The sequence below is a fragment of the Dongia soli genome, assembly GCF_034044715.1.
GTDB classification, from domain to species: domain Bacteria; phylum Pseudomonadota; class Alphaproteobacteria; order Dongiales; family Dongiaceae; genus Dongia_B; species Dongia_B soli.
On the sequence record NZ_JAXCLW010000003.1, the window covers coordinates 340355 to 366497 of the forward strand.

The window sequence follows — 26143 nt, forward strand, 5'->3', positions numbered from 1 at the left end:
TTAGTCGCATTTCAAATAAGTAGATTGCATTGCAGCCATGGCCGGCCTCTATGACCGGCTTACAGGGAGGGGATGCCGGTCGCGTTTGGGAAAACGGTTGTTCCGCCAAGGCTTTCCTGATAGGTCACCCGCGCTGGCTGACCTTTGCGAACTGCCCCGTTCCGGCGTCGCGACAACCCGGATTTTGCGGGTTTCAGCCGGATTTTCGGCACCGTTATCTGGGATTGCAGTCATGGGTTTTAATTGCGGCATCGTCGGCCTGCCTAATGTGGGCAAGTCCACCCTGTTCAACGCGCTGACCTCCACAGCTGCGGCCCAGGCGGCCAATTATCCTTTCTGCACCATCGAGCCCAATGTCGGCCGCGTCGCGGTGCCCGATCCCCGTCTCGACAAGATCGCCGCGATCGGCAAATCCGCGAAGATCGTTCCGACCCAGCTGGAATTCGTCGATATCGCCGGCCTGGTGCGGGGCGCCAGCAAGGGCGAAGGGCTGGGCAACCAGTTTCTCGCCAATATCCGCGAGACCGATGCGATCGTTCATGTGCTGCGCTGCTTCGAGGGCGAAGTGACCCATGTCGAGGGCTCGGTCGATCCGATCCGTGACGCCGAGACGGTCGAGACGGAACTGATGCTGGCGGATCTCGAGAGCCTCGAGAAGCGCCACGATAATGCAGTGAAGAAGGCACGTGGCGGCGACAAGGATGCCAAGGCCCTGGTCGAGATCACCGAGCCGGTTCTGGCCGCGCTACGTGAAGGCAAGCCGGCCCGCACCGTGGCCGCCAAACTCTCCGCCGAGCAGATGCCTCTCTTCAAGCAATTGCAGCTGCTGAGCGGCAAGCCGGTCCTTTATGTCGGCAATGTCGAGGAAAGCAACGCAGCCACCGGCAACGCGCTGTCGGAGAAAGTGGCCGCCAAGGCGAAGGCGGAAGGCGCCGTAACGGTCGTCATTTCCGCCGCCATCGAGGCTGAGGTGGCGCAGCTACCGACCGAAGAAGAAAAGGCCGAATTCCTCTCGACTCTGGGATTGGAAGAGACCGGCCTCGCCCGCGTCATCCGCGCCGGCTATGGTCTGCTTGGCCTGCTGACCTTCTTCACGGTGGGTCCGAAGGAAGCCCGCGCCTGGACTGTCCGGGCCGGCGCTAAAGCGCCTGAAGCGGCCGGCGTCATCCATACCGACTTCGAGCGTGGCTTCATCCGCGCCGAAACCATCGCTTATGACGATTTTATCGCCTGTAACGGCGAAGCCGCCGCGAAGGAAGCCGGCAAGATGCGGGCCGAGGGCAAGGAATACGTCGTCCAGGACGGCGATATCTTCAATTTCCGCTTCAACGTGTAGAAGGCGGCGCGTTTACCTGCCATCGGCGATCCGCCGGCAATATTGCGGCATCAAGCCATTCGCCTGAGGCTGCTCTCGAGAGGCGGTCGGTGACGTCAGCGCCCGACCAGTTCCAAGACCAGGCCGTTGGCATCCCGGGGATGGACCAGGCACCCTTCATTCGTCCGCGCAGCAGCGATGCCGGCCTTTTGCAGGTAGTCCCGGCAATGGGCGCGGTCTTTGACTTCCAGCTTCATCGCCGCCACCCAGGGTGTCGGATAGCTCGGCAGATTGGCGATATGCGGATGCAATGACAGGAAACCGTCCGGCGTCACGAAGCGAAGGGCGCCGAAACCGCAATTCACCACGGTCATGCGATCCGTCACCTTGATCCGGTCTGGCCCGAAGATCGCCAGATAACCGAAGGCGGCGACCACGGGATCGTCACAGACGACGGTCATCGATATGAGGGCGGTGGCGCCGTTGGGATGTATCTGCCAATCGGGGCGGCGTAGCAGTTGCGGCGTGCGGTGGTGACAAATGAAGGCCCGTAACGCAGGGGTCTCTTCCGGCGGCAGGAAGATCAGGTGAAAGGACGGCGTGACATCGCCTTCCGGCAATTCCAATTTGCGTGCGAGGTCCTTTGGGCCGTCGGGATGTAGCCCGGCTTCTGCGAGCTGCTGGCGGCAGGCTTCCGCATTGTCGGTGGCGAAGGCCAGACCCATGAGTCCTTCACGGGTTTCCAGGAACTTGTCGAGATTGTTGGTGAATTGGGCTGGATCGATAATGCCGAGCAGTTCGACATAGCCGCTATCCAGCATGATGCAATAATTGCCGGTACCCCAGCCGATATGCCGTCCGCGTGGACAGACGGTGAAACCAAGCCGCGTCCAAATCTCACGCGCGGCTTCCAAATTGCGAACGCCGATCAATGCGTGGTCGATTCCGGTGATGCCGCATCCCGGCGTCATCATCTAGATCCCCTATCTCGGCCGCGCGACGCACAGCCTAACCCACCTAAAAGCCACTCTCTTTCAACGGCATTGCCGTCAAAAAATAAACCGCCGCCGAGCATATGACATTCGGCGGCGGTCGTCATGTTTATCTCATCCGATCAAGACCGGATGATGACAGTTAGCTTCAGTGGATGTTTTTCCACACCTTCCGCTTGGCGGCATAGGCCAGCAGCGTGAAAACGACCAGGAACAGCATGGCCCTGAGGCCGGTCTTCTTGCGCTGTTCCATCTCGCCTTCAGCCGTCCAGGTCAGGAAGGTTGCGATATCGCGGGATTCCTGGTCCAGGGTCGCCTTGGTGCCGTCGGCATAGGTCACCGAATCGTCCTGCAGTGGCTGCGGCATGGCGATCTGGTGGCCCTTGAAGAACTTATTGTAGTTCATGCCCGGGTTAAGCTTCATATCCGCCGGCGGCTCGCCATAGCCGGTCAGCAAGGCATGGATATAATCGGCGCCGGAATAGCCACCGAAGCCTTTGCCGGCCCGCGATTTCGCCAGCAGTGACATATCCGGCGGCAAGGCACCGTTATTGGCCGCGCGGGCAGCCTGCTCATTCGGGAAAGGCGGATGGAAGAGGTCGGACGGCTTGCCCGGACGCTCGAACATTTCCCCGGCATCGTTCGGGTCTTCGTTCTGAACCTGAACCTTGGAGGCGATTTCCTTCACTTCGTCTTCCGTGAAGCCGATGCTTTGCAGGTTGCGGTAAGACATCAGATTCATCGAGTGGCAGCCGGAGCAGACTTGCGAATAAATCTGGAAGCCACGCTTCAACTGCGCCCGGTCATAGTGACCGAAGAACCCCTGGAACGACCAATTTTCCTTCGGGATATCGATATGGCCACCGGGTTCAGCCGCGATGAACAGGACTGCCGCAGCCCCGACAAGAACCGTGGAAGCCTTGAGTACAAGAGAACGGATACTCATTACGCCTTCTCCATCGGCTTGCTATGGGCATGAGCAACGGCTGCTTTGCCGCCGCCTTTCAGAACCGGCTCGCTGATCGACAGCGGCAGGCGCTTCGGCGTTTCGAAGATCGACAGCAAAGGCAGGATCACGATGAAGTAGGCAAAGTAGTACAGGGTCGCCAACTGGCCGAGGAGCAGGATCCGGATTCCCAGCGTGCCGCCCGCGAAGGTGATCGACCATAGGGAATCGGCATCCGGTACGCCGGCCGCCGCGACGACTTCCTCAACCGGCGTCACGCGCAGGGCGAAAGGCTGCCAGAACCAGTCCGGCGGGTTCTTGCCGACAAACATCAGGATGGCGCAGTCGAAGACCAGCATCCAGAAGAACCACTTGAAGACCGGCCGGAACGTACCGGAGCGGACCGGCGAGCGGTCGAGCCAGGGCAGCACGAACAGGATGGCGATCGAGGCACCCATGGCGATGACGCCAAGCAGCTTGTCCGGGATCGAGCGCAGGATCGCGTAGAACGGCAGGAAGTACCATTCGGGAACGATGTGCTCGGGCGTCGAAAGCGGATTGGCGGGGATGTAGTTGTCGGGATCACCAAGCGCATTCGGGGCGTAGAACACCCAGAAGGCGTAGAAGATCAGGAAGATGCCAAGGCCGAAGATGTCCTTGGTGGTGTAATAGGGGTGGAAGGGGATCGTATCCTGCTTGCCCTTGGTGTCGATGCCGATCGGATTGTTGGAGCCGAAACGGTGCAGCGCGATGATATGCAGCAGCACGACTGCCAGGATCACGAAGGGCATCAGGTAGTGCAGGGCGAAGAAACGGTTCAGCGTCGGATTGTCGACGGCGAAACCGCCCCAGAGCAGCGTCACGATCTTGTCGCCGACCAGCGGAATGGCCGAGAACAGATTGGTGATGACGGTGGCGCCCCAGAAGCTCATCTGGCCCCAGGGAAGCACGTAACCCATGAAGGCCGTCGCCATCATCAGCAGCAGGATGAGGACGCCGAGTTGCCACAGCAATTCGCGCGGTGCCTTATAGGAGCCGAAATAGAGGCCGCGGAAGATGTGAATATAGACGACGATGAAGAACATCGACGCGCCGTTCATGTGCAGATAGCGCAGCAGCCAACCGAAATTGACGTCGCGCATGATGCGCTCAACCGAGTTGAAGGCCATGCTGACATGCGGCGTATACTGCATCGCCAGGAAGATGCCGGTGGCGATCATGGCGATCAGCATGAAGCCGGCGAGCGAGCCGAAATTCCACCAGTAGTTCAGGTTCTTCGGCGTCGGATATTCGTTCGCCTCATGATCCAGATAAGAGAAGACCGGCAGGCGGTGGTCGATCCAGCGGACGACCGGGTTCTTAAAATGTTTGCTCATGTCTGATGCTCCCCTTAGCCGACCTTCACCGTGGTATCGCTGGTGAACGAATAGGGCGGGACCGCCAGATTGAGCGGCGCAGGACCTTTACGGATACGGCCAGATGTATCGTATTGCGAACCGTGGCAGGGGCAGTAATAGCCGCCATACTCACCACGCGGTTCGGAAGACTTCTCGCCTTGGGGCACGCAGCCGAGATGGGTGCAGACACCGATCAGCACCAGCCATTCCGGCTTTTGGACCCGGTCCTTGTCGGCCTGGGGATCCCGCAGCTGGGCGACATTGACGCCTTCGGCCGCCTTGATTTCCTCGGGCGTACGGCGCCGGATGAACAACGGTTTGCCGCGCCATTTGACGGTGATGCCCTCACCCGGCTGAATGCTGCTGATGTCGACTTCGATGGACGACAGTGCCAGCACGTCTTGCGACGGGTTCATGCTGCTGATGAAGGGCCAGGCGACCGTCGCCGCGCCATAGGCGCCGGCTGCAGCCGTCATCAAATAGAGAAATTCGCGGCGCGTGCCGCCGGAATGCCCATCCTTGGGCACCGCATGCGCTTGATCGGCCATATAATTCACATCCCTCTTGCGGTCGCTATCCCCTGGCACCGGCGGCCTTAATGCCGATGCAGGAGTCCCGGACCTTTCTTTGGTCGGACGCCTTATACCACGTCAAAAGTTGGGTGATCGGACAGCACCTTGCGACAAACCGCCGCACGAAACCGCCCGCAAGCCGCTACCCCATCCGCAGCCTTCGGCGATGATCCGCGTCGGGTATATAGGAATTCCCTGTTTTTGCAAAGCATCCGGGAGGTCGCAGACGCCGCGATCCAGCCCCACAATGCGGCATCGCAGCAGCGGTTTTCCGCTCAGGCTTCTGTTAAGAATAGCCTTGTTTCGAGCATCTGCCCGACCCCGACCGCAATCATCCGACACCCGATATGCGCCTTGCTTTGTACCAACCCGATATCCCGCAGAACACCGGCACGCTCCTACGCCTCGCCGCCTGTTTCGGGCTATCGGTCGATTTGATCGAACCCTGTGGCTTCATTTTTGACGACCGGCGCCTCCGCCGGTCCGGCATGGATTATCTTGCCGCGGTCGATCTCACCCGGCATAGCTCCTGGGAGGCCTATTGCCAGACTCGGTCGCGCCTTCACGTTCCTGGTGGCCGATTAATCCTTTTAACCACGCGGGCGTCCATGCCTTACACGGGTTTCGCCTTTAAGGCGGGTGATTCCCTGATGGTTGGCAGCGAAAGCAGTGGCGTGCCGCCGAGCGTTCACGAAGCCGCCGATGCCCGTGTGAAAATTCCGATGCGCGGCGGCTTTCGCAGCTTGAATGTGGCCGTTGCCGCAGCCATGGTGATCGGCGAGGCCCTGCGCCAAACCGGTTTTCCGGCACCCGCTACGACATCCACTGGCACGACCGAAGAGCACGGATCATGAGCGACTACCCGATCGATCACAAGGACCAGGCCGCCACCTGGTTCGTCACCTTGCGCGACCGGATCTGCGCGGCATTCGAACAGCTGGAAGACGATCTCGCCGGCACCGAGCATGCCGCACTTCCAGCCAGCCGTTTCGAGCGGCAGGAATGGCACCGGCCGGATGAGAACAGCGAGAGCGGCTATGGCGGCGGCGGGGTGATGTCGGTGCTGCGCGGCCGAGTTTTCGAGAAGGTGGGCGTGAATGTCTCCACTGTGCATGGGACCTTCAGCCCGGAATTCCGCAAGCAGATCCCCGGCGCAGCGGATACCGGGCATTTTTGGGCCAGCGGCATTTCCCTGGTTGCCCATATGCGCTCGCCGCTGGTCCCCGCGGTGCACATGAACACGCGCCACATCGCCACGAGTCATGCCTGGTTCGGCGGCGGCGCCGATTTGACCCCCATGTATCCCGAGCTGCACGAGCAGGATGCCAGCGATTTTCACGCCGCCTTGCGCGGTGCCTGCGACCGTTTCGATGCCGATTACTACCAGCGCTTCAAGAAATGGTGCGACGATTATTTCTATCTGCCACACCGCAAGGAGCCGCGCGGTGTCGGCGGCATTTTCTTTGATACCCTGAACACCGGCGACTGGGCGAAGGATTTCGGCTTCACCCAGGCGGTGGGCGAAGCTTTCCTCGCCATCTATCCGGAAATCGTCCGCCGGCATATGAACAAAAGTTGGACGCCGGAACAGCGTCGGCATCAACTGATCCGCCGTGGCCGCTATGTCGAATTCAATCTGCTCTATGACCGCGGCACCACCTTCGGCCTGAAAACCGGTGGTAATACCGATGCCATCCTGATGTCGATGCCGCCGGAAGTGATATGGCCTTAACCGGTCGTCAGCTGCGCCTTCAGCCAGCTCATACAGGCGGCACGATCGGCCCGGAAATCGCCCGCAATCCACCAGGCTTCGGCCAGAGCCAACCAGCGGCCCATCGCTGCTCCGGGTTGCAGCCCGAGTTCCGCGAGATCCTTGCCGCCGACCGGCATGCGCGGTGCGTGCCATGACTCGGCAATCGCCGCGACCTGCACGAGGTCAGCATCGTCCTCCGCATGTACCAGCAGCAGATCGAGGGCCAGGTCATTGCCATGCCGATAGACCAGCCGCCGAACGGCGACGGGCTCCAATTCCAGCATGATTTCAGGCCCGGCAGCGATGCCGGAAAGACGTTCCTGCTCGCGGCGCGACAAACGCAATCTGGTGCCTACCGCCAGGGCCTCGGTTTTGCCAGGTAGCAGCGCCGCCAGCCGGCGAATGGCGGCCGGCGCGATTCGCAGCGCTGCTTCACGTTGCGCCACTAGAACGAGACGCGCCTGATCCGTTGCTTCCGGCAGATAAGCCGAAACGATGCCCGCTTCCAGCATGTGTCCCCAGGTTTCCGGACCTCGCCCCGCGGCCAGCAGCTTCAGCGTTTCCTGGCGTAGGCGTTCGCCGGAGAGATGGGCGAGTTGCGATGCCGATGCCTTGGCCGCCGCCATCGCCGCCGGATCGGGCTCGCCGGCCGCGTAATTGGCGTGAAACCGGAAGAACCGCAGCACCCTAAGATAATCTTCCTTCATGCGGGTCCGCGGATCGCCGACGAACCGCACACGGCCTGCCGTCAGATCGTCAAGGCCGCCGAAATAGTCGTGCACCCGGCCATCGAGGCGGCAGGACAAGGCATTCATCGTGAGATCGCGGCGCGCTGCATCAGCCTGCCAATCATCGGTGAAGGCGACGCGCGCCTGACGGCCGAAGGTCTCGACATCGCGCCGCAACGTCGTGACCTCGATCGGCTCGCTGTTCACCACGGCCGTGACAGTGCCGTGTTCGATCCCGGTCGGAATGTTCTTGATGCCGGCGCTGGTCAGAAGCTCGATGACTTTGCCGGGCGGCAGCGGTGTCGCGATATCGATATCGTTTATCTTCCGTCCCAGCAGCGCATCACGTACGCAGCCGCCGACGAAGCGCGCCTCGTCGCCCTCCGCTGTCAGCGCATCATAGACATGCCGCGCCGCGCCCTGGAGCATCCAGGGCTGCGGCAAGGGTTGGAAGGATAAGGATGTCGACATGCCCGCCACTATCGACGGACGACGCGGGCGGCGTCAACTGGACCGCTTCAGCCGGCCCGCTTCAATCGCCGCGCCTTGAAATCACGCAGGATCTCCCGTGCCGCGTTATGCCCCGGGGCACCGGTCACGCCGCCACCTGGATGCGTGCCCGAGCCGCACATATAGAGGCCTGCCAAGGGGCCGCGATAATCCGCATGGCCCAGCATCGGCCGCGCCGAAAAGAGCTGATTGAGATCGAGCTGGCCGTGGAAGATGTCGCCGCCGATCAGGCCGAAGGTGCGCTCGAGATCGAGCGGCGAATTGATCTGCCGGGCCAGCACGGAGGCTTTGAAATTCGGCGCATAGCGATTGACCGTCTCGATCATCAGATCGGCCACTTCCTCGCGGTGATCGTCCCAGGATGCGCCGTTCGGTAATTCCGGGGCCACATGCTGGCAGAACAGGCTGGCGACATGCTGGCCCTTGGGTGCAAGGCTGTCGTCGAGGGTCGAAGGAATCAGGATTTCGACGATGGGTTGGGCCGACCAGCCATTGGTCCTGGCATCGATATAGGCGCGCTCCATGTAAGCGAGGCTCGGCGCCATGATGATGCCGGAGGTATGATGCTCGGCGACATCCTTGCCCGGTAGGCAGGTAAAATCGGGCAGTTCTGACAGCGCCACGTTCATGCGGAAAGTGCCGGAGCCGCAACGCCAGTTTTCGATGCGCTTGCGGAAGTCGGTGGGCAAGGCCGCTGGGTCGATGAGTTTCAGATAAAGCAGCTTGGGATTGAGATTGGAGACGACGGCGGAAGCGCGTATTGCCTCACCCGATTCAGTGACGGCGCCAACGGCGCGACCGTTTTCAACAATGATTTCGCTGACCGGATGCGCAGTCTTGATATCGACGCCGAGCGCCGTGGCCGCCTTCGCCATGGCCTGGGTGATCGCGCCCATGCCGCCGATCGCATGTCCCCAGGCGCCTTTCTTGCCATTCACTTCACCAAAGACATGATGCAGCAGCACATAGGCAGAGCCGGGCGTATAGGGGCTGGCGTAATTACCGACGATGCCGTCGAAACCATAGGCCGCTTTGATCGGCGCGCTCTCGAACCAGCCGTCCAGATAATCTCCTGCGGACTTCGCGAAAAGATCCAGCAACTCGCGCTGCATCTCAATATCGAGTTTGCGGATACGGTTGCCGATCTTGCCGGCCTTCACGAGCTCACCCAGCGCCGCGATGGGATGACCCTGAATGACATTGGGCGGCGTCTGCAGCACCAGATCGCGCAACACATCGGCAATGACATCAAGCCTTTCGCCATAAGCGTCGAGCCGTTCGGCATCGCGATTGGAGAATTTTGCAACTTCCTGCGTCGTCTTGCCGCCACCGACTTTCAAATATCGGCCGTCATCCAAAGGCAGGAAATTGGAGATCTTCCGTTCCACCACGCGCAGGCCATGGGCAGCGAGGTTGAGATCGCGGATCACCTTCGGATTGAGAAGCGAAACGGTATAGGAGGCGACGGAATTGCGGAAACCGGGATGAAACTCTTCGGTCACCGCCGCACCCCCGACCACGCCGCGGCGTTCCAGCACCGTCACCTTTAGCCCGCTCATCGCCAGATAGGCCGCACAGACCAGGCCGTTATGGCCGCCACCAACAATCACCACATCCTGCATCGTCATCCCCAAGGTCATGCCAGCGCATGTTCATCCAATTGAAATCTCTCGCAGTCTCGTAGAAATTTTGGCGAAATGCACTTGCCGTTTCGACGAATTATCAAAATACTATCGGCAGATCGCCGAAAGAACATGGCATTATGGAAATCGATTCCACCGACGAGCATTTGCTCTCCCTTTTGCGGGAGAATGCGCGGTTATCCACCACGGAACTTGCGCGGCGCCTCGATTTGTCCCGCACCACGGTGCAAAGCCGGATCGAACGTTTAGAACGGCAAAAGGTCATCGCCGGCTATACCGTCAAAGCGGGCGGCGCCGATGAACGCAGCTACATCAAGGCGCATGTGATGATCACCGCTGTGCCGAAACTGACCCCCGCGGTAGAAGCCGCGTTGCGGCAATTGCCGCAGGTGCGGACCCTGCATTCGGTGAGCGGCGTCTATGATTTCATCGCCGTCTTGGCCGCCCCGACCGTGCGCGAGCTCGATTTACTGATCGACGGGATCGGTGCACTGGACGGCGTCGAACGCACAACCACATCGATCGTGCTCTCGACCCGAATAGATCGATAGAAGCTGCTGGATAATTCTAAGCCTGGCCGGCATCGTCGGGTCCCAGAACCTCGGCCAGATTCCACAACATGCCAGCAGTAGCGCCCCAGATATAGCGGTCTTCCCAGGGATAGGCATAGAAGAACCGCTCCCGGCCGTTGAACATCCGACTTTCCTTGCGACGGTTTGACGGTTCCCGGAAGAAGGCAAGCGGCACTTCAAAAACCGCCGCCACTTCGCGGGGATCGGGATGCAGCTCCAAAGGCGGCTTCACCAATCCGACGCAAGGGATCACTTCATAGCCCGTCCGCGTCACATAAGTGTCCAGCCGGCCGATCAGATGCACGTGATCCCGCGGCAGCCCGATCTCTTCTTCCGCTTCGCGCAAGGCTGCGTCTTCAGCATCGCGATCCGTGGGATCGATGCGACCGCCGGGAAAGCTGATCTGACCGGCATGATCCGACAGATGCGCCGAGCGTTGAGTGAGCAAGACGGTCGTGCCCGTCTCCCGTTCCATCAGCGGTACCAGTACCGCTGCGGCCGTCAAGGGCTGGCGCGGCAGCATATCCGGATTGAGATCATGATCGCCGCGACCCGACCGCCGAGCAATGACGGAATCCAGGGTCGCTTCCGGCGTCGTGCCGGGACTTGAGCGCCGGCCGGGGGCCGGCTTCGTCTGAAAACGGCTGATGATCGCATCGCGCAGAATTGTCATCGCGCCGTCTCCAGCCGATCGAGATTACCGAGCGGGAAGAAGTCGCCCTCGCTCCAAACGCCGAAGAGTGCCCCCTCCTCCGTCCGGCGCACCTCGCCCAATTCGACCAGATGATAGAAAACCGGCCGCAAAATCAGGGCATCGAGACCATCGCGAACCGTTACATAGGGGCTCGGCTCGGCCTTGCCCGTCACGTAGTCGACGTGGATAGGGTGTTCGGCGCCCACCGTTATCACGTCGTCGACATTGGTCCGAAAGGTTAAAACCTGCTGCAGGCCGGTGCCGCTGGCCGTCAATTCCACAGCGGTGAAAGGGGCATCATCGACCTGCACGCGGCCCCGCTCCGCTGGCGTCACCAGCCAATACGCGCCGTCATCTTCTCGCCGCAATACGGTGGAAAATAGTTTTACCAGCGGTTTCCGGGCAATCGGCGATCCACGATAGAACCAGGTACCGTCGCGGGCGATGCGCATATCGAAATCGCCGCAAAGCGGCAGGTCTGCGAAGTCTGGGTTGGACATTGCCCCAGTCAAGGGTTTACCCTCCGTAATCAATAACTTACGCCGTCACAATCCAGCGGTCAGCAAGATGACGAACAGCGCCTCTTACACCGACGACACAACCGGAACACCTTCAGCCCCCACTGCGGCCGGGTATCATAGCCAACGCCCGTCGGATCTGGCCGGCGAGATCGAGCTACTGAGCAATCGGCTGTCCAATGTCCGCGCCAATCTCGCCAAAGTTATATTTGGCCAGGAAGAAACCATTGAGCAATCCCTGACGGCTATCTTGGCCGGCGGGCATGTCCTGCTGATCGGCGTGCCCGGTCTTGCCAAGACCAAGCTGGTGGACAGCCTCGGGCGGGTCCTCGGACTCGATGCGAAACGGGTGCAATGCACGCCCGACCTGATGCCATCCGACATTCTCGGATCGGAGGTGCTGGAAGAGAGCGAAGCGGGCCATCGCAGCTTCCGTTTCATCAAGGGTCCGGTTTTTTGCCAATTGCTGATGGCGGATGAAATCAACCGCGCGAGCCCGCGCACACAATCGGCGCTGCTGCAGGCAATGCAGGAACAGAAGGTCTCGATCGCCGGTCAGACCTATCAGCTGCCGGTGCCGTTCCATGTCCTGGCGACGCAAAATCCGCTTGAGCAGGAAGGCACTTATCCCCTGCCGGAAGCCCAGCTTGACCGCTTCCTGTTGCAGATCGATGTGAATTATCCCGATATCGATGCCGAACGGCGCATGCTGATCGTCACGACTGGTGCCGAAGAAGCGGCACCCGAAACAGTGCTCTCTGCGGCGGAATTGATGGCAGCGCAGCGCCTGGTGCGGCGCCTGCCGATCGGCGACAAGGTCGTTGATGCCATTCTGCGCCTGGTCCGCGCCGGTCGCCCCGATGGCAGCGAATTGCCGGAAGTGAAAACACAGCTCGCCTGGGGGCCCGGACCTCGTGCCGGTCAGGCGCTGATGCTGGCCTGCCGGGCCCGCGCCTTGATCGAGGGGCGTCTCAGCCCGTCGATCGATGATGTCGTCGCCCTTGCACATCCCGTCTTGCGTCACCGTATCGCGCTCAATTACGGCGCTCGGGCCGAAGGCGTCACCCTCACCAGCGTCATCAACCGCCTGATCGGGCTGCTGGGGTAACCCGACCGGATGGCATCCCTTCCCGGCACAGCCGCGCCTAGTGCACAACAGGCCGAGCGCGTCAAGGCTCAGGCCGCCGATATTGCTGGCCGCCTGCCCCCTCTGCTGGTGGCTGCGGAACGCATCGCCGTCACTGTCGAGCAAGGCGTGCATGGGCGTCGGCGGGTCGGCCGCGGCGAATCGTTCTGGCAGTTCCGGCAGTATTATCCGGGTGACGATCTGCGCCGGCTCGATTGGCGCCAATCGGCGAAATCGGACCGGCTTTATTTGCGACAGATGGAGTGGTCGGCGGCGCAATCGGTTTATTTGTGGTGCGACGATTCCCCCTCGATGTCCTATGCCAGCAACCGCAACCTCCCTGAAAAGCTCGAGCGGGCGCGGATCATGTTGCTGGCCCTGGCGACGGTCCTGTCCCAGGCGGGGGAACGGGTCGCCCTGCTCGGCACCGGCGAGCCGCCGATTGCCGGGCGCAATGTCGCGGAGCGGCTGGGCGAACGGCTGTTGCTAACCGGCCGGTCGGAACAAAACATCACCCCTGACGGTTTGCCGCCACAGATATTGCTCCCGGCCCATGCTCACGTGGTGCTGATTAGCGATTTTCTCGTACCGCTCGAAAAGCTTGAAAAGATCATCGATCGCTTCGCTGACCGGGATATCCACGGCCACCTGCTGCAGGTGCTGGATCCGGCTGAAGTCGACCTGCCTTTCAGCGGCCGGGTGCGGTTCCAGGGTTTGGAAACGGAAGGCGATTACCTTGTGAGCAAGGCCGATCTGTTGCGCGATTCCTATCGCGACCGCCTGGCAGCACACTGGCAGGGGCTGCGTGATCTGGTCGCCAGCGCCGGTTGGAGCTGCTCACGTCATGTGACAGGCGATTCGCCGACCCGGTCCTTGCTTGAGCTCTATCAGTGGCTTGCGGCCGATTACAGGCTGCGCCGATGATGCGAGGTCATATGAGCCCTAAGACGATTGCACGAAAGACCGATCCGGCATGTTATCGTTCGGCGCATTGAGTTTCGCAGCCCCCTGGGCCTTGGCGGCGCTGATCGTCCTGCCGATCCTTTGGTGGCTGCTGCGGTTGACGCCGCCGAGCCCGAAGCGCATCGGGTTTCCGGCGATCCGGCTGCTGTTCGGCTTGAAACCGCGCGAGGAAACACCGGATCGGACGCCGTGGTGGCTTATTTTGCTCCGTCTCGCCATTGCCGCTTTGCTCATTCTCGCGATGGCGCGGCCGGTGTGGAACAGCAATCCAACGACAGAAAAGCTCGGCGATCTCCTGCTGGTACTCGATAACGGCTGGGCCAGTGCCAATGGTTGGCAAGAGCGCCAGGCCGTTGCGACCGATCTGATCAGCGCCGCCGGCCGCCGCGGCGGCAAAGTAATGCTGCTGACCACCGCACCCCATGCCGATGGCAGCGCGATTGCCTTGCGCAATATGGCGGCGAGTGAAGCTGCCAGCCTGATTTCCACACTGACGCCGCAACCATGGCCGAGCGATCGCAAAACAGCACGGGAGGCTCTGAATAGTCTCTCGATGGCGGCCAATACCGAGGTCGTCTGGTTGACCGACAGCATCGCCTCGACATCGGCGGATCTCGACGAGTCACTGGCCGGCCGGTTGCGCGAACTAGGCGCCCCGCGCATTCTCGCCACCAGCGATGCCGGCTTGCCGATCCTGCAACTGCCGCCGCGCCGGGACGCCGATGGAATTACTGTCAAATTGGTGCGTCCGATGGTTGGCGCCGGGCAATCGGTCTCGGTACGTGCCCAGGATCGCGAAGGCCATGGCCTAGGGACGACTGAAGTTGCCTTCGCTGCCGATCAGGCGACAGCGACCGCACACATGGCCCTCCCCCTCGAGCTCAAGAATCGCGTCAGCCAAATGTCGATCGATGGGCAATCCACCGCCGCAGCCGTCGCCTTGCTCAGCGACAGCGGTGGTCACAAACCGATCGGCCTGATTTCCGATAATCCATCACAAGGCCAACAGCCCTTGCTGGGCGAGCTCTATTACATCGAGCGCGCTCTGGCGCCAAACAACGAGGTCCGCATCGGCGATCTGGCCACCTTGACGGCGCAGCCATTGTCGATGCTGATTCTGCCGGATCAGACCGCCTTGACCGGCGACGAGGTAAGCAAGCTGAAGCAATGGGTCGAACGTGGCGGCACGCTCGTCCGGTTTGCCGGTGAGCGCTTGGCGACTGTTGCCGATGACCAGAGCGAATTGCTGCCGGTGCGGCTGCGGCGGGGCGATCGCGCGGTTGGTGGCGCCTTGTCCTGGAGTGCCCCGCTGCATCTTGCCGCTTTTCCCGATAAGTCACCCTTCGCGGGGCTGCAGCCCATACAGGACGTGTCAGTGCGGCGGCAGGTTCTGGCGGAGCCGGATATCGATCTCGGCAACCGCACCTGGGCCCGCTTATCCGACGGCACACCTTTGGTGACTGGTGCGCAGCGCGGCAAAGGCTATGTCGTCTTGTTTCATACCAGCGCCAATGCCGATTGGTCAGATCTTGTCCTGTCTGGTTTGTTCGTCCAGATGCTGGACCGGCTGGTGCTGACCTCCGAAGGCATTCCACCCGTCCAGGAGAATGACACCAAGCCCTTGCCGCCGGCAGCGATGCTGGATGGTTTCGGCCGCCTGGGACCGGCAACGGCGACCGCTTTGCCCATCACACCCGCCGAGCTTGCCAAAGGTGTGGTCGGCCCGCGTCACCCGCCAGGCTTCTATGGTACTGCCACGGCGCGCCGGGCGCTCAATCTCAGCCCGGCCATTCCCCGCCTTGCACCGCTCGGCCTCGCCAGCGAAAAAATGCGTCTAGGCGCGACCGTGGATCTCAAGCCCTTGGCTTTGTTGGTTGTGCTTCTTCTGCTGTTGACGGATCAGACTATCGCCCTTGCCTTGCGCGGTCTTATTCGTGGCCGATGGTCCACTGCCGCCGCAATCGCCGTGACATTCGGCCTAGCCATGACGCTCGGCTATCGTCCGGCGCAAGCGGCGACCGTACCGGATTCGCAAATCATCGAACTTACGCAGACGGCGCATCTCGGCTATATCCGCACCGGCGTCCCGCAAGTCGATGCCGTCAGCAAAGCTGGTCTCGTCGGCTTGACCTCGGTTCTGCTGGAGCGCACGGCGGCGGATGTAGGTGATCCCGTTGCCATCGACGTTGAGACCGACGATCTCACCTTTTTCCCCGTCATCTATTGGCCCGTGACGGCATCCCAGCCGACGCCTTCCCAGGCCGCCATCGCCAAATTGAACAAGTACCTCGCAAATGGCGGGCTCATTCTCTTCGATACGGCCGATCAGAATCTCAGCGGCTTTTCCGGTGGCGATGGCAGTGCCGCTTCGGCGCGATTGCAAGAACTGACAGCCGGCATGAACCTGCCGCCTTTGCGCCCCGTCCCGGCCGATCACGTCCTGACCCGGGCCTTCTATCTGCTGAAAGACTTCCCGGGTCGGTGGGTTGGCTCGACACTTTGGGTTGAAGTGGGCCAGGATCAGGTCAATGATGGCGTCGCCGGCATCATTGTCGGCGGCAATGACTATGCCGCGGCCTGGGCGATCGACAATATCGGTCGGCCGATGTTCCCCGTCTCGCCGGGCGGGGAGCGCCAGCGGGAAATGGCTTATCGCTTCGGCATCAATCTTGTCATGTATGCGCTGACCGGCAATTACAAGTCGGATCAAGTACATGTCCCGGCGATTCTGGAAAGGCTCGGGCAATGATGGGCCAGTTGTCGCTCGACGCCTATTCGATCACCACAGATCCGCTGTTGCCCTGGCCGCTGATCGCGGGCTTGGGCGCCCTGCTCCTGATCCTCGCCTTGTTCGGTTTCTGGCGTCATGCCCATGGCTCGATGCTGCGCTTTCTCCTGGGCGCGGTGCTGATTGCTATTCTCTTCAACCCCTCGATCATCGAAGAGCAGCGGCGTTACCAGAAAGACGTCGCGGTGGTGCTGGTCGATCGCTCCCCCAGCCAGGCCCTCGAACATCGCACCGACGACGCGAATAAGGCGATGACCGAGCTTAAACAGAAATTGGCGCGCTTCGACGATCTGGAAACGCGCATCGTCGAATCGAGCGGCGGCAGCGACCCGGCGGAAAAAGGCACCGAGCTGATGGAAGCGCTGCATCGCGCCCTTGCCGATCTTCCGCCCAATCGCGTGGCGGGCAGCATCCTGATCAGTGATGGCCAGGTGCATGATGCGCCCACCGATGGCAAGGATCCGGCCATCAACGCGCCTTTGCATTTGCTGATGACCGGCAATCCCGATGCCGGTGATCGCCGGCTGATGCTGACCGAAGCACCGAGCTTCGGCCTTGTCGGCAAGAATGTCGAAGTTAAATTGCGCGTCGACGATCTTGGGCGGGAAGCGGAGGCCGACGGAACGGCGACCATATCGATCAGCCGCGACGGCGTGGCCATGCCCAGCCAGGACGTCCGCATCGGCCAGGAAGAAACTGTGCAACTACCGCTCAGCCATGGCGGCCAGACGGTGTTCCAATTTGCGGTCAATGACGGTCCCGAGGAACTCACCCGGATCAACAATTCCGCAGTCATCACCGTCAATGGCGTACGTGACCGATTGCGCGTGCTATTGGTTTCCGGCGAGCCCTCGCCCGGCGAACGTACCTGGCGCAATCTGCTCAAATCGGATCCGGCGGTTGAGCTGATTCACTTCACCATTTTGCGTCCGCCCGCGAAGCAGGATGCGACGCCCATCAACGAACTGGCCCTGATCGCCTTCCCGATTGACGAGCTCTTCAATTTCAAGCTCAAGGAATTCGATCTGATCATCTTCGATCGGTTCCAGCACTTGAACATCCTTCCCGACGAATACTTCCACCACATCGTTGATTATGTCGAAGGTGGGGGCGCGGTCCTGGAGGTCGACGGGCCGAGTTCGGCCGGCCAGTTCAGTCTCTACCGCACGCCGGTCGAGGAGATTTTCGGCGCAACACCGACCGGTGAGGTTTTGACCGGCGGTTTCCGCCCGAGCCTGACCGATCTTGGACGTCGCCATCCGGTCACCGCGGATCTGCTGCCGCCCGATCTGGCCAATGATGCGAGCGCCAAGACCAATCCGAATTGGGGCCGCTGGTTCCGGCAGATCGCCGCCACCAGCAGCCGGGGCACCACGGTCATGACCGGCCTCGATGGTCTTCCTCTGCTGGTGCTCGAACGGGTCGGCAAGGGCCGCGTCGCGCAGCTTTTTTCCGATCAGATCTGGCTTTGGTCGCATGGCTTCGAAGGTGGCGGTCCGCATGCCGAATTGATCCGACGCATCGGTCATTGGCTGATGAAGGAACCCGAATTGGAGGAAGAGGATCTGCGCACGGCCGTGGTGGATGGCCGACTGGAGATCACCCGGCAAAGCCTGAGCACCGACTTGCCCACCATCACCGTCAGCCGGCCTGATGGTACGGAAGATCATCTGCAATTGAAAGATGCCGGCCGAGGCCATGCCACCGCAACGGTATCCGCGCCCCTGCCCGGTCTCTACCGGGTCAGCGACGGCCAGCGCCAAGCCTTCGCCGCGTCGGGCAGTTTGAATTCACTGGAATTTCGCGATCCACGGGCCAATGCGGCGCCGCTGACGCCCCTGACCAAAGCCAGCGATGGCGGCATTTTCAGCCTGACCAAGCAAACAATACCGGATATTCGGCGGATCGCTGCCGGCGGCGAAATGGCCGGCAATGGCTGGTTGGGCCTGCGCCAAAATCGCGACTATGTCGTGGCCGGCTTACGTCAGGTGCCGCTGTTGCCGATCTGGCTGGCCTTGGGCCTGGCTTTGCTGCTTTTGCTGCTAACTTGGCGCCGAGAAGGGCGCTAGAAACAAGGTGTCGACAGCACCGATCGTTTTGACGTCCAAAGCAAATCGGCCCCGCTAGCAGCGGGGCCGATTGCCGATCAAACGGGAATCCCGTGATTACAGATTGGCGAGCTCGTCGTCATAGACCTTCATGAGGTCCGCGACGGACTGATGCTGGCAACCCTTGGAATCAACCAACTTGCGCGCATCGGTCTTCGCGGTTTCGATCAGGGTCAGGCGTTCGCCGGCGCCGATCTCATGATTGACCTTGGTGTCGATAAAGGTCGCCATCTTCCGCCAGTGCGCGGCATCGAACGTCGTGTCGCGGCAGAGCTCCGTCACACGAATCGCTTGATAGTACTTGCTGAACGTCCCCGCCATATCTTGGGCTGTGGCCAGCGTAGCGCCACCTGCGACGCCCGCGGCAACCAGCGCGGCCAGCGACAACCGGGAAAGAGTCTTTTTGGACATTTAGGTGATCCCCCTTGGTGGGTGTTGAAACTGCGGTTAGTCTCTGGTGTCAAGGCCGCCTTTGCAACTCCTTTTTGCAGTAAAAGTGTCGATTTCGGCGGCGGAATACCCGCAATAACATGCCAGTAACGCGAAGTATTACAGCTGGATGCCGTCGGATCGAGGAATGCAGATGCGCCGCACGACACGTTTCCGTGAACTGATTGAAGCTACCGAAATCCTGCTCCTGCCTGGCGTGCATGACGCCCTCTCGGCGCGAATCGCTGCAGAAGTCGGCTATCAGGCCATTACCTGCGGTGGCTATGCCGCGACGGCCAGCCTGCTCGGCGCGCCGGATATCGCCCAGTTGTCGATGACCGAGATGGCCGATCTCTATGCCCGGCTCTGCGACTGCGTCAGCCTGCCGATCCTGGCCGATGCCGATACCGGCTATGGCAATGCGGTCAATGTCGCCCGGACTGTACGTGCTTTCGAACGGGCCGGTGTCGCCGCCTTGTTCATCGAAGACCAAGTGGCGCCGAAACGCTGCGGCCATATGGAGGGGAAGCGCGTGATTCCGGTGGCGGACATGGTGGCCAAATTGAAGGCTGCCCTCGATGCCCGCCAAGACCATGATCTCGTCATCATGGCGCGCACGGATGCCCGTGCCATCGAGGGTTTCGAAGCCGCAATCGAGCGGGCGCAGATCTATCGCGAGGCAGGAGCCGACGTCATTTTCGTCGAAGCGCCACTGACCGTCGACGAAATGATGCGCATCTGTTCGGAGGTACCGGCACCCTGCATGGCCAACAATGTCGAAGGCGGCAAAACGCCCTTGCTGGCCGCTGCCCAGTTGGAAGAAATCGGCTATGCCGCCGTCGCCTTTCCGGTTGCCGCCACTTACGCTATCGCCCAGACGCTGCGGCGGCTCTATACGGTCCTGCTGCAAAGTGGCGACACCGCCAGCCTGCAAAAGGACATGGTCGGCTTCACTGCCTTTCACGATATCGTGGGCTTGCCGCAATTGCGCGAGATGGAACGGGGCTGTGAAGGCTTTGCCCGCGACCTTCTGGAGCGGCTGGCCGATCCCGAACGACGCGACCTATAGGCGTTATCTCGGAGGATAGGCCGGGCGGGTCAGGCGGGTCAGCGGCACGATCTCCCCGGCGATATTGAGCTGATAGCGGCCCTGCGCCAGGAATACCGTATCAATGGGTGCTGTGGAACGCACATAGCCCATGACCACGGCACGGCCCAAACAGGCGCTATAGCCCGCCGAGGAGACCTCTCCCACCGGCGCGCCGTCCCTGAGCAGGATCTCGCCACCCCAAGGGAACACAGCACTGTCATCGACCGTGAACATGGCGAGCCGCTTATGCGTGCCACGTGCCTCCTGCTCCTGCAACGCAGCCCGGCCGATGAAGTCGCTCCCCTTCTCCATTTTCACCGCATACATCAAGCCAGCCTCCAGCGGCGTCTCATCCGGCCCCAGCTCGGAGCCGAAGGCCCGTCGTCCGGCTTCGACGCGCAAGGCATCGATCGTATAATAGCCGCCATCGGCAAGGCCGAGATCGTGCCCAGCTTCCTCCAGCGTTTCATAGATGGTCGCCATCATCTCGCTCGGCACATAGAGTTCGAAACCGGCGCCGCCGATATAGGCGATCTGTGCTGCCCGGATGCGCGCCGGACCGACATCGATCATCCGCGTCTGGTTGCCGGAGAAGATGTCGCCGGCTGCAATCTCAGGCGAGACTCGGGCGAGAATGGCGCTGGAACGCGGCCCCATAAGGGAGAGCACGCCATAGGCCGAGGTGACATCCGTCAGCACCGCATGCGCATCGGCGATATGGCTTTCGATCCAGGCAAAATCGCGCGTGGTCTGGGCGGTGCCTGTGATGATGAGGAAGCTGTTTGGCGCCACGCGGATCACGGTGAGATCGGATTCGAAACCGCCGCGCTCGTTCAGCATGGCAGTATAGACCATGCGGTCCACCGCCACATTCATCTGGTTGGCGCAAACCTTCTGTAGGACACTCAAAGCCTCGCGGCCTTGCAGAAGGAATTTCGAAAACGAGCTTTGATCGAAAATCGCCGCCGCCTCACGCGCCGCGCGCTGTTCCGCCAGCATATATGGCAGCCAGTCGGGTTTACCGAAGGTATCGCGCGCCGGTGCGGCATCGAGCGGCGCGAAATAATTGGCGCGTTCCCAGCCCATGCGCGAGCCGAAACGCGCACCTCTGGCCTGTAAACGATCGTAAAGCGGCGAACGCCGCAACGGGCGGGCTGATTGCAATTCCTGCCGGGGATAGCGCATGGCATAATGCAGGCCGAGGCTTTCAACCGTGCGTTCGCGCAGGAAGCGGCGATTGCCGAGATAGGCTGCCAGGCGGCGTATATCGACATCCCAGAGATCCTGGCTGGGCCCACCGTCGACGATCCATTCGGCGGTCAGTCGTCCGGCACCGCCCGAATTTGCGATGCCGGCGGAATTGAACCCCGCGCAGACGAAATAGTTCGCCACCTCAGGGGCTTCACCCAGAATGAAATTGCCATCCGCGGTGAAGCTCTCCGGCCCGTTCAGCAATTGCTTGATCTCTGCGCTTTCCAGGCACGGTGTCCGCTGCAGGGCGTTCTGCATCAGGATTTCGAACTGGTCCCAGTCTTCCGATAGAAGCTGGAATTCGAATTTGTCCGGGATGCGAGCGACATCCCAGGGCTTGGCCTTGGGTTCGAAACCGCCCATGACCAGTCCGCCGACCTCTTCCTTGAAATAGATATAGCCGTCGGGATCGCGCACGACCGGCAGATCCGGGTGCACGCCGTCGATCTTCCCGGTCACCAGATAGAAATGCTCCGCCGAGTAGAGCGGTACATTGACGCCCGCCAACTGGCCGAATTCCCGCGCCCATTGCCCGGCACAATTGACGATGTAGTCGCAATCGACATTGCCCTGCTCGGTCGACACGCCGATGACTTGCGGGCGGGCGTGAGAGGTCAAGCGAACGCCCGTTACCTTGACGCCCTCGACGATCTGCGCGCCACCCATGCGGGCACCTTTAGCCAGCGATTGGGTCAAGTCGGTCGGATTGGCCTTGCCGTCATTCGGCAGCCAGACCGCACCGGCAAGATCGTCGGTACGCATCAAAGGGAACAGCTTGCCGGCTTCGGCGGGCGTGATGAATTCCGCTTCGAGGCCGAAGCTCTTGGCGCTGGCGAGGCTCCGCTTGAGCTGCGTCAGGCGGTCCGCGGTGCGGGCGACGGTGATCGACCCGCATTTTTTCCAGCCGGTCGCAAGACCCGTTTCCCGTTCCAGCTCGGCATAGAGTTGCGTGCCATACATGCTCATGCGAGTCATGCTGCGATTGGCCCGCAACTGCCCCACCAGCCCGGCCGCATGCCAGGTCGTGCCGCAGGTCAACTGCCCCTGTTCCAGCAACAGCACCTCGCGCCATCCCAGCTTGGTCAGATGATAGGCGACGCTCACCCCCGCAATGCCGCCACCGACAATGACGACGCGGGCCGATTTAGGCAGTTTGCTGGATCCGGGTGACGTCATGCCATCCTCTTAGATGATGATTTGCCATAAATTGCCACTTTTTGGCAAATATTGCAACACATCATAGCAGTGGATCATGACAATTGATGGTGCAGCGCTATGCAATAGACGCAATCAACAATCACTTGCATTGCCGGGAAATTTACCTAATTTTGCGGCAGACGCTGGCAAGCAAGCCCCTGGCTATCCGCGTCGCGCATGCGCGGCGGATGTGGTTAAGCAAACAAGAGTTGGCGTCCTTTGTGTGGTTTGAACTGCCGTTCCAACTGGCACTAAGGAGGTCATCGGAAGCCCCGCCAGCGCCTCGGCTCCTCAGGAGCTGATGCAAGCAAACGGATTCCGACTGCCAACGACATCCAGGCCGACGGCTCCTTTCGCGGAAGGAGTTGCGTTATGCATTTGCTTGTCATTCAACATTGCCCTGTCACGCCTGCTGGCCTCGTCGGCCGGATCGCAGAAGAACGCGGTGCGGAACTCCGCACTGTCTTTCCCCATCAAGGCGAAAAGCTGCCCGCGAACGGCGCCGATATGGACGGCCTGATCGTGCTGGGCGGCCCGATGCATGCGGGTGACGATATCGGCTATCCGGCTTTCGTCGATATCATGGCCCTCATCCGCGATTGCCATGAACGAGCCGTTCCGGTTCTCGGTATCTGCCTTGGCTCGCAATTGATTGCCCGCGCCTTCGGCCAGCGCGTCTATCGCTTCGGCGGCCTCGAGGTCGGCTATCCGGCGGTCTATTTGACCGAGGCGGCCAAGAGCGATCCCTTGCTGTCCGGTCTGGCCGCGGAGCAGCGCATCATGCAGATGCATGAAGACAGTTTCGATCTGCCGCCGGAAGCGGTGCTGTTGATGCAGAACGAAGTTTGCGCCAACCAAGGCTTCCGCATCGGCATGACGACCTATGGCTTCCAGTTCCACCCGGAAGTGACCTTGCAGGAAGCAAGATCCTTCCCGCGCGACTGCTGGGCTTCGATGAGCCGGCATTTCGGCAATCGGGCACCGGCACAGGAGGCCCGCGCCCTGCGTGAGGCCGATCTCTATTTCGACCAGGGGGCTGCCTTCTGCCGCATCATGACCGACCGTTGGTTGGACTTGGTCGCGAAACGCCCCCTGACCTCGCAGGCATACGTGGCACGTACCGACGGCGAGCGCCGTCGGGCTTGAGCCGCGGTTTCGGCCGTACAGGGACCGACGCCGGTCATCTGTTGCGCCAAAGTCGGCGGACAGGTGGCAGCTCGATCGCGCTGATGGCTGATGATGGGTGTGAAGATCGAAACGGCAAGCGCCACGTCGCCTAGTCAGGCAACGTGGCGCTGAACCGAGCGGCAATTACTTGCCGTCCTGCTCCAGGAAGATGGTGTAGAACTTGCGCACCGTCTTCGGCATATGCCAGGTGCCCTTGAAGCCCTTGGCGATGGTGAAGGTGTCGCCCTTCTTGAAAACTTCGGTATTGCCGCGCTGATCGGTGATATGCACCTCGCCTTTCAGGATGTGGCAGAACTCATCAAAGGGATAGCCGGTCAGCTTCAGCGTGCCCTTCGCGCACTCCCACACACCGGTCATGAACTTGCCGGTCTTATCAGTGAAGTAGTTGTGGCTGGCTTCCACCGGATTGCCGTCCACCAATTTGCCCAATGTCGTGACACCGCCCTGTTTCAGGCCCTTGCCCTCCGGGCCGTCTTTCGACATGCGGACCAGTTTCTTGCTCATTGTCGCTCCTCGATACGCAGACACGTTTAACGGCGCCCTATCGCACCGTGCCAGTCCGATAACCCGTTATGGCACAGGCTGTCTATCGCCGAAGCAGTCTGGTGTGTCGAAAGAGCGTCAACTTGAGCTGAAGCGCGTCGGCTTGTCCCAGGTAGCTTGCCCTGGTCAATTTGCCGCGGTGAAGTTGCCGCAGTCAGCTGGCCCGGGCAAACGGCAGAGAGATGACGATCGCCGATGGCAAGGCCAGCTCCGCATCCCTGATCGCGGCGGAAGCCAGCGTGACGCAGATGCCCGGCTCCTCGAAGCGGGTCAGGGCTTCGACCGGCTCGGCTGGCGGCACGGTCAACCCATCAGCGCGACCGGGAATGCCGTGCAGACGCAGGCTGCCATCGGCCGCCCGGCGCAGCTCGGCCTCGACGGTAACGTGACGCCAGATTTCGGTCTCGCCGCGCCGCCAATCTTCCCGGCACTGCCGGATGAGATCGACCTCAATATCGACGGAGACTGTTCTGCTGGTTGGTGCTGCCGCCCGGTTACCATGGAATGGCACAACTCGGTCCTGCGTGCCTGGCACGTTGCGGTTCAGAGAACGCCGCATGGCCGCCCCTCCTGGGGATCTCGGCGCGGACGGACAGCGGGTCGGGCGCCGCGACCTCCGCACCGTCCCGCGATTTGCGATATGACGCAGATCGCCCCTATCTTCAAGAGGAAAGGTCCTCATTTTTTCGTCAATGGCGGCGGCGTGTCACGCGCGCAACACTTTATCGACCAAGCCAGCCGATCGTCATAACCTTCGCGTATTGTTTCGAGACCACGACGTAAAGAGAAAATAAAGGAGAGCTGCATGTCCGCGAAAATGTCCTACACCCGTCTCGGCAAGAGCGGCCTGCGCGTCTCTCGCCTCTGCCTCGGCACCATGACCTATGGCACGCCTGCCTGGCGCGAATGGGTGCTGGACGAAAAGACCTCGCGCCCGTTCTTCGAGCGTGCTTTGGACGCCGGCATCAACTTCTTCGACACCGCTGACATGTATTCCAATGGCGTCAGCGAGGAGGTCGTCGGCCGCGCCATGCGCGATCTCGTCTCGGATCGTGAGGACGTGGTGATCGCGACCAAATGCTATTACGGCACGGCGGGCGACAAGCCCAACCGGCGGGGCCTTTCCCGCAAGCATATAATGGATGCCTGCGACCGGTCGCTGCGCCGACTGGGAATGGAATACATCGACCTCTATCAGATCCACCGCTTCGACCCGGACACTCCGGTCGAGGAAACCCTCGAAGCCCTGCATCATCTCGTCCGCGCCGGCAAGGTCCGCTATATCGGCGCTTCCTCAATGTATGCCTGGCAATTCGCCAAATATCTCTATCTGGCCGACCGGCAGTTTCTGACCCGCTTCGTGTCGATGCAGAACCATTACAATTTGATTTATCGGGAGGAAGAGCGGGAGATGATGCCGCTTTGCCAATCGGAAGGCATCGGCTGTATCCCCTGGAGCCCGCTTGCCCGGGGTTTCCTGGCCGGCAACCGCGACCGTCAGGGCGGTGGCGGTACGACCCGCGCCCGCAGTGACGACGCCGCCGGCAGATTCTATTACCGCGATGACGATTTCGCCGTCGCCGAACGCAATGTCGAAGTGGCGAAGCGGCTGGATGCCAAACCGATGCAGGTCGCCCTGGCCTGGGTGCTCAGCAATCCGGCGGTGACCGCACCGATCGTGGGTGCCAGCCGGATCGAGCATCTCAATGACGCATTGGAAGCGTTACAGCTCACCTTGTCGATCGAAGACAAGGCAGCACTCGAAGAATGCTATCGCCCGCATCCGGTTCTGGGACATGACTAGGGAGGGCAAGACGAAC

At 61.2% G+C, this 26143-nt stretch carries 23 protein-coding genes; 11 read left to right on the top strand and 12 right to left on the bottom strand.

What is annotated here, in order from left to right; all coding sequences use genetic code 11:
* The first annotated feature begins 232 nt into the window (after positions 1–232).
* Positions 233–1336, top strand: coding sequence for a redox-regulated ATPase YchF (gene ychF / locus SMD27_RS13710; RefSeq protein WP_320508968.1), 1104 nt, complete (start codon positions 233–235; stop codon positions 1334–1336).
* Positions 1337–1431: 95 nt separating this feature from the next.
* Here ychF and SMD27_RS13715 read toward each other — a convergent pair whose 3' ends face one another.
* From SMD27_RS13715 to petA, 4 genes are all read right to left on the bottom strand, one after another.
* A complete protein-coding gene (locus tag SMD27_RS13715; protein WP_320508969.1) occupies positions 1432–2289 on the bottom strand; it encodes a VOC family protein in 858 nt (285 codons plus the stop codon).
* Positions 2290–2455: 166 nt separating this feature from the next.
* Positions 2456–3253, bottom strand: coding sequence for a cytochrome c1 (locus SMD27_RS13720; RefSeq protein WP_320508970.1), 798 nt, complete (start codon positions 3251–3253; stop codon positions 2456–2458).
* Entirely contained in the window at positions 3253–4629 is a 1377-nt protein-coding gene (locus SMD27_RS13725; RefSeq protein WP_320508971.1) for a cytochrome b/b6, read from the bottom strand. The genes SMD27_RS13720 and SMD27_RS13725 overlap by 1 nt, the downstream gene beginning before the upstream one ends.
* Positions 4630–4643: 14 nt before the next feature.
* A complete protein-coding gene (gene petA / locus SMD27_RS13730; RefSeq protein ID WP_320508972.1) occupies positions 4644–5198 on the bottom strand; it encodes a ubiquinol-cytochrome c reductase iron-sulfur subunit in 555 nt (184 codons plus the stop codon).
* Positions 5199–5569: 371 nt separating this feature from the next.
* On the opposite strand from petA, the gene SMD27_RS13735 reads away from it, so the two are divergent.
* Both SMD27_RS13735 and hemF read left to right on the top strand, forming a co-directional pair.
* Entirely contained in the window at positions 5570–6076 is a 507-nt protein-coding gene (locus tag SMD27_RS13735) for a tRNA (cytidine(34)-2'-O)-methyltransferase (protein ID WP_320508973.1), read from the top strand.
* Positions 6073–6954: an oxygen-dependent coproporphyrinogen oxidase gene (hemF, locus tag SMD27_RS13740; protein WP_320508974.1), complete on the top strand. Its 882-nt coding sequence runs from the start codon at positions 6073–6075 to the stop codon at positions 6952–6954. Before SMD27_RS13735 ends, hemF begins: the two co-directional genes overlap by 4 nt.
* Here hemF and SMD27_RS13745 read toward each other — a convergent pair.
* Entirely contained in the window at positions 6951–8174 is a 1224-nt protein-coding gene (locus SMD27_RS13745; protein WP_320508975.1) for a CCA tRNA nucleotidyltransferase, read from the bottom strand. The two genes, hemF and SMD27_RS13745, sit on opposite strands and share 4 nt — an antisense overlap.
* A gap of 47 nt (positions 8175–8221) precedes the next feature.
* Positions 8222–9841 carry a phytoene desaturase family protein gene (locus SMD27_RS13750; protein WP_320508976.1) on the bottom strand — a complete coding sequence of 540 codons (1620 nt, stop codon included), beginning with the start codon at positions 9839–9841 and terminating at the stop codon, positions 8222–8224.
* Between the two features lie 134 nt (positions 9842–9975).
* Here SMD27_RS13750 and SMD27_RS13755 point away from each other — a divergent pair, with 134 nt between their 5' ends.
* Positions 9976–10407: an Lrp/AsnC family transcriptional regulator gene (locus SMD27_RS13755; RefSeq protein ID WP_320508977.1), complete on the top strand. Its 432-nt coding sequence runs from the start codon at positions 9976–9978 to the stop codon at positions 10405–10407.
* A 16-nt stretch (positions 10408–10423) separates the two neighbouring features.
* Here the strand turns inward: SMD27_RS13755 and SMD27_RS13760 are convergent, their stop codons facing one another.
* Both SMD27_RS13760 and SMD27_RS13765 read right to left on the bottom strand, forming a co-directional pair.
* A complete protein-coding gene (locus SMD27_RS13760) occupies positions 10424–11101 on the bottom strand; it encodes a CoA pyrophosphatase (protein ID WP_320508978.1) in 678 nt (225 codons plus the stop codon).
* On the bottom strand, positions 11098–11622 hold the full coding sequence (locus SMD27_RS13765) for a DUF1285 domain-containing protein (RefSeq protein WP_320508979.1): 525 nt from the start codon (positions 11620–11622) through the stop codon (positions 11098–11100). Before SMD27_RS13765 ends, SMD27_RS13760 begins: the two co-directional genes overlap by 4 nt.
* A 67-nt stretch (positions 11623–11689) precedes the next feature.
* Here SMD27_RS13765 and SMD27_RS13770 point away from each other — a divergent pair, with 67 nt between their 5' ends.
* From SMD27_RS13770 to SMD27_RS13785, 4 genes are read left to right on the top strand one after another with little or no spacing between them, the layout of a single operon-like run.
* A complete protein-coding gene (locus SMD27_RS13770; protein ID WP_320508980.1) occupies positions 11690–12748 on the top strand; it encodes an AAA family ATPase in 1059 nt (352 codons plus the stop codon).
* Positions 12749–12757: 9 nt separating this feature from the next.
* Positions 12758–13690 (top strand): DUF58 domain-containing protein, encoded by a 933-nt coding sequence (locus SMD27_RS13775; protein ID WP_320508981.1) that lies wholly within the window; start codon positions 12758–12760, stop codon positions 13688–13690.
* Positions 13691–13739: 49 nt separating this feature from the next.
* Complete coding sequence (locus tag SMD27_RS13780; protein ID WP_320508982.1) at positions 13740–16478, top strand: DUF4159 domain-containing protein; 2739 nt, start codon at positions 13740–13742, stop codon at positions 16476–16478.
* A complete protein-coding gene (locus SMD27_RS13785; RefSeq protein ID WP_320508983.1) occupies positions 16475–18586 on the top strand; it encodes a hypothetical protein in 2112 nt (703 codons plus the stop codon). The genes SMD27_RS13780 and SMD27_RS13785 overlap by 4 nt, the downstream gene beginning before the upstream one ends.
* 96 nt (positions 18587–18682) lie before the next feature.
* Here SMD27_RS13785 and SMD27_RS13790 read toward each other — a convergent pair whose 3' ends face one another.
* Positions 18683–19036, bottom strand: coding sequence for a hypothetical protein (locus tag SMD27_RS13790; protein WP_320508984.1), 354 nt, complete (start codon positions 19034–19036; stop codon positions 18683–18685).
* A 166-nt stretch (positions 19037–19202) separates the two neighbouring features.
* Between SMD27_RS13790 and SMD27_RS13795 the strand changes: the two genes are divergently transcribed.
* Positions 19203–20123, top strand: coding sequence for an isocitrate lyase/PEP mutase family protein (locus tag SMD27_RS13795; RefSeq protein WP_320508985.1), 921 nt, complete (start codon positions 19203–19205; stop codon positions 20121–20123).
* A gap of 3 nt (positions 20124–20126) precedes the next feature.
* Here SMD27_RS13795 and SMD27_RS13800 read toward each other — a convergent pair whose 3' ends face one another.
* Positions 20127–22571 (bottom strand): GcvT family protein, encoded by a 2445-nt coding sequence (locus tag SMD27_RS13800; RefSeq protein ID WP_320508986.1) that lies wholly within the window; start codon positions 22569–22571, stop codon positions 20127–20129.
* A 393-nt stretch (positions 22572–22964) separates the two neighbouring features.
* Between SMD27_RS13800 and SMD27_RS13805 the strand changes: the two genes are divergently transcribed.
* Complete coding sequence (locus SMD27_RS13805) at positions 22965–23738, top strand: type 1 glutamine amidotransferase (RefSeq protein ID WP_320508987.1); 774 nt, start codon at positions 22965–22967, stop codon at positions 23736–23738.
* A 165-nt stretch (positions 23739–23903) separates the two neighbouring features.
* Here SMD27_RS13805 and SMD27_RS13810 read toward each other — a convergent pair whose 3' ends face one another.
* Complete coding sequence (locus SMD27_RS13810) at positions 23904–24284, bottom strand: cupin domain-containing protein (RefSeq protein ID WP_320508988.1); 381 nt, start codon at positions 24282–24284, stop codon at positions 23904–23906.
* Positions 24285–24477: 193 nt separating this feature from the next.
* Positions 24478–24882, bottom strand: coding sequence for a hypothetical protein (locus SMD27_RS13815; RefSeq protein WP_320508989.1), 405 nt, complete (start codon positions 24880–24882; stop codon positions 24478–24480).
* A 246-nt stretch (positions 24883–25128) separates the two neighbouring features.
* Between SMD27_RS13815 and SMD27_RS13820 the strand changes: the two genes are divergently transcribed.
* Positions 25129–26127 (top strand): aldo/keto reductase, encoded by a 999-nt coding sequence (locus tag SMD27_RS13820; RefSeq protein ID WP_320508990.1) that lies wholly within the window; start codon positions 25129–25131, stop codon positions 26125–26127.
* The last annotated feature ends 16 nt before the right edge of the window (positions 26128–26143 follow it).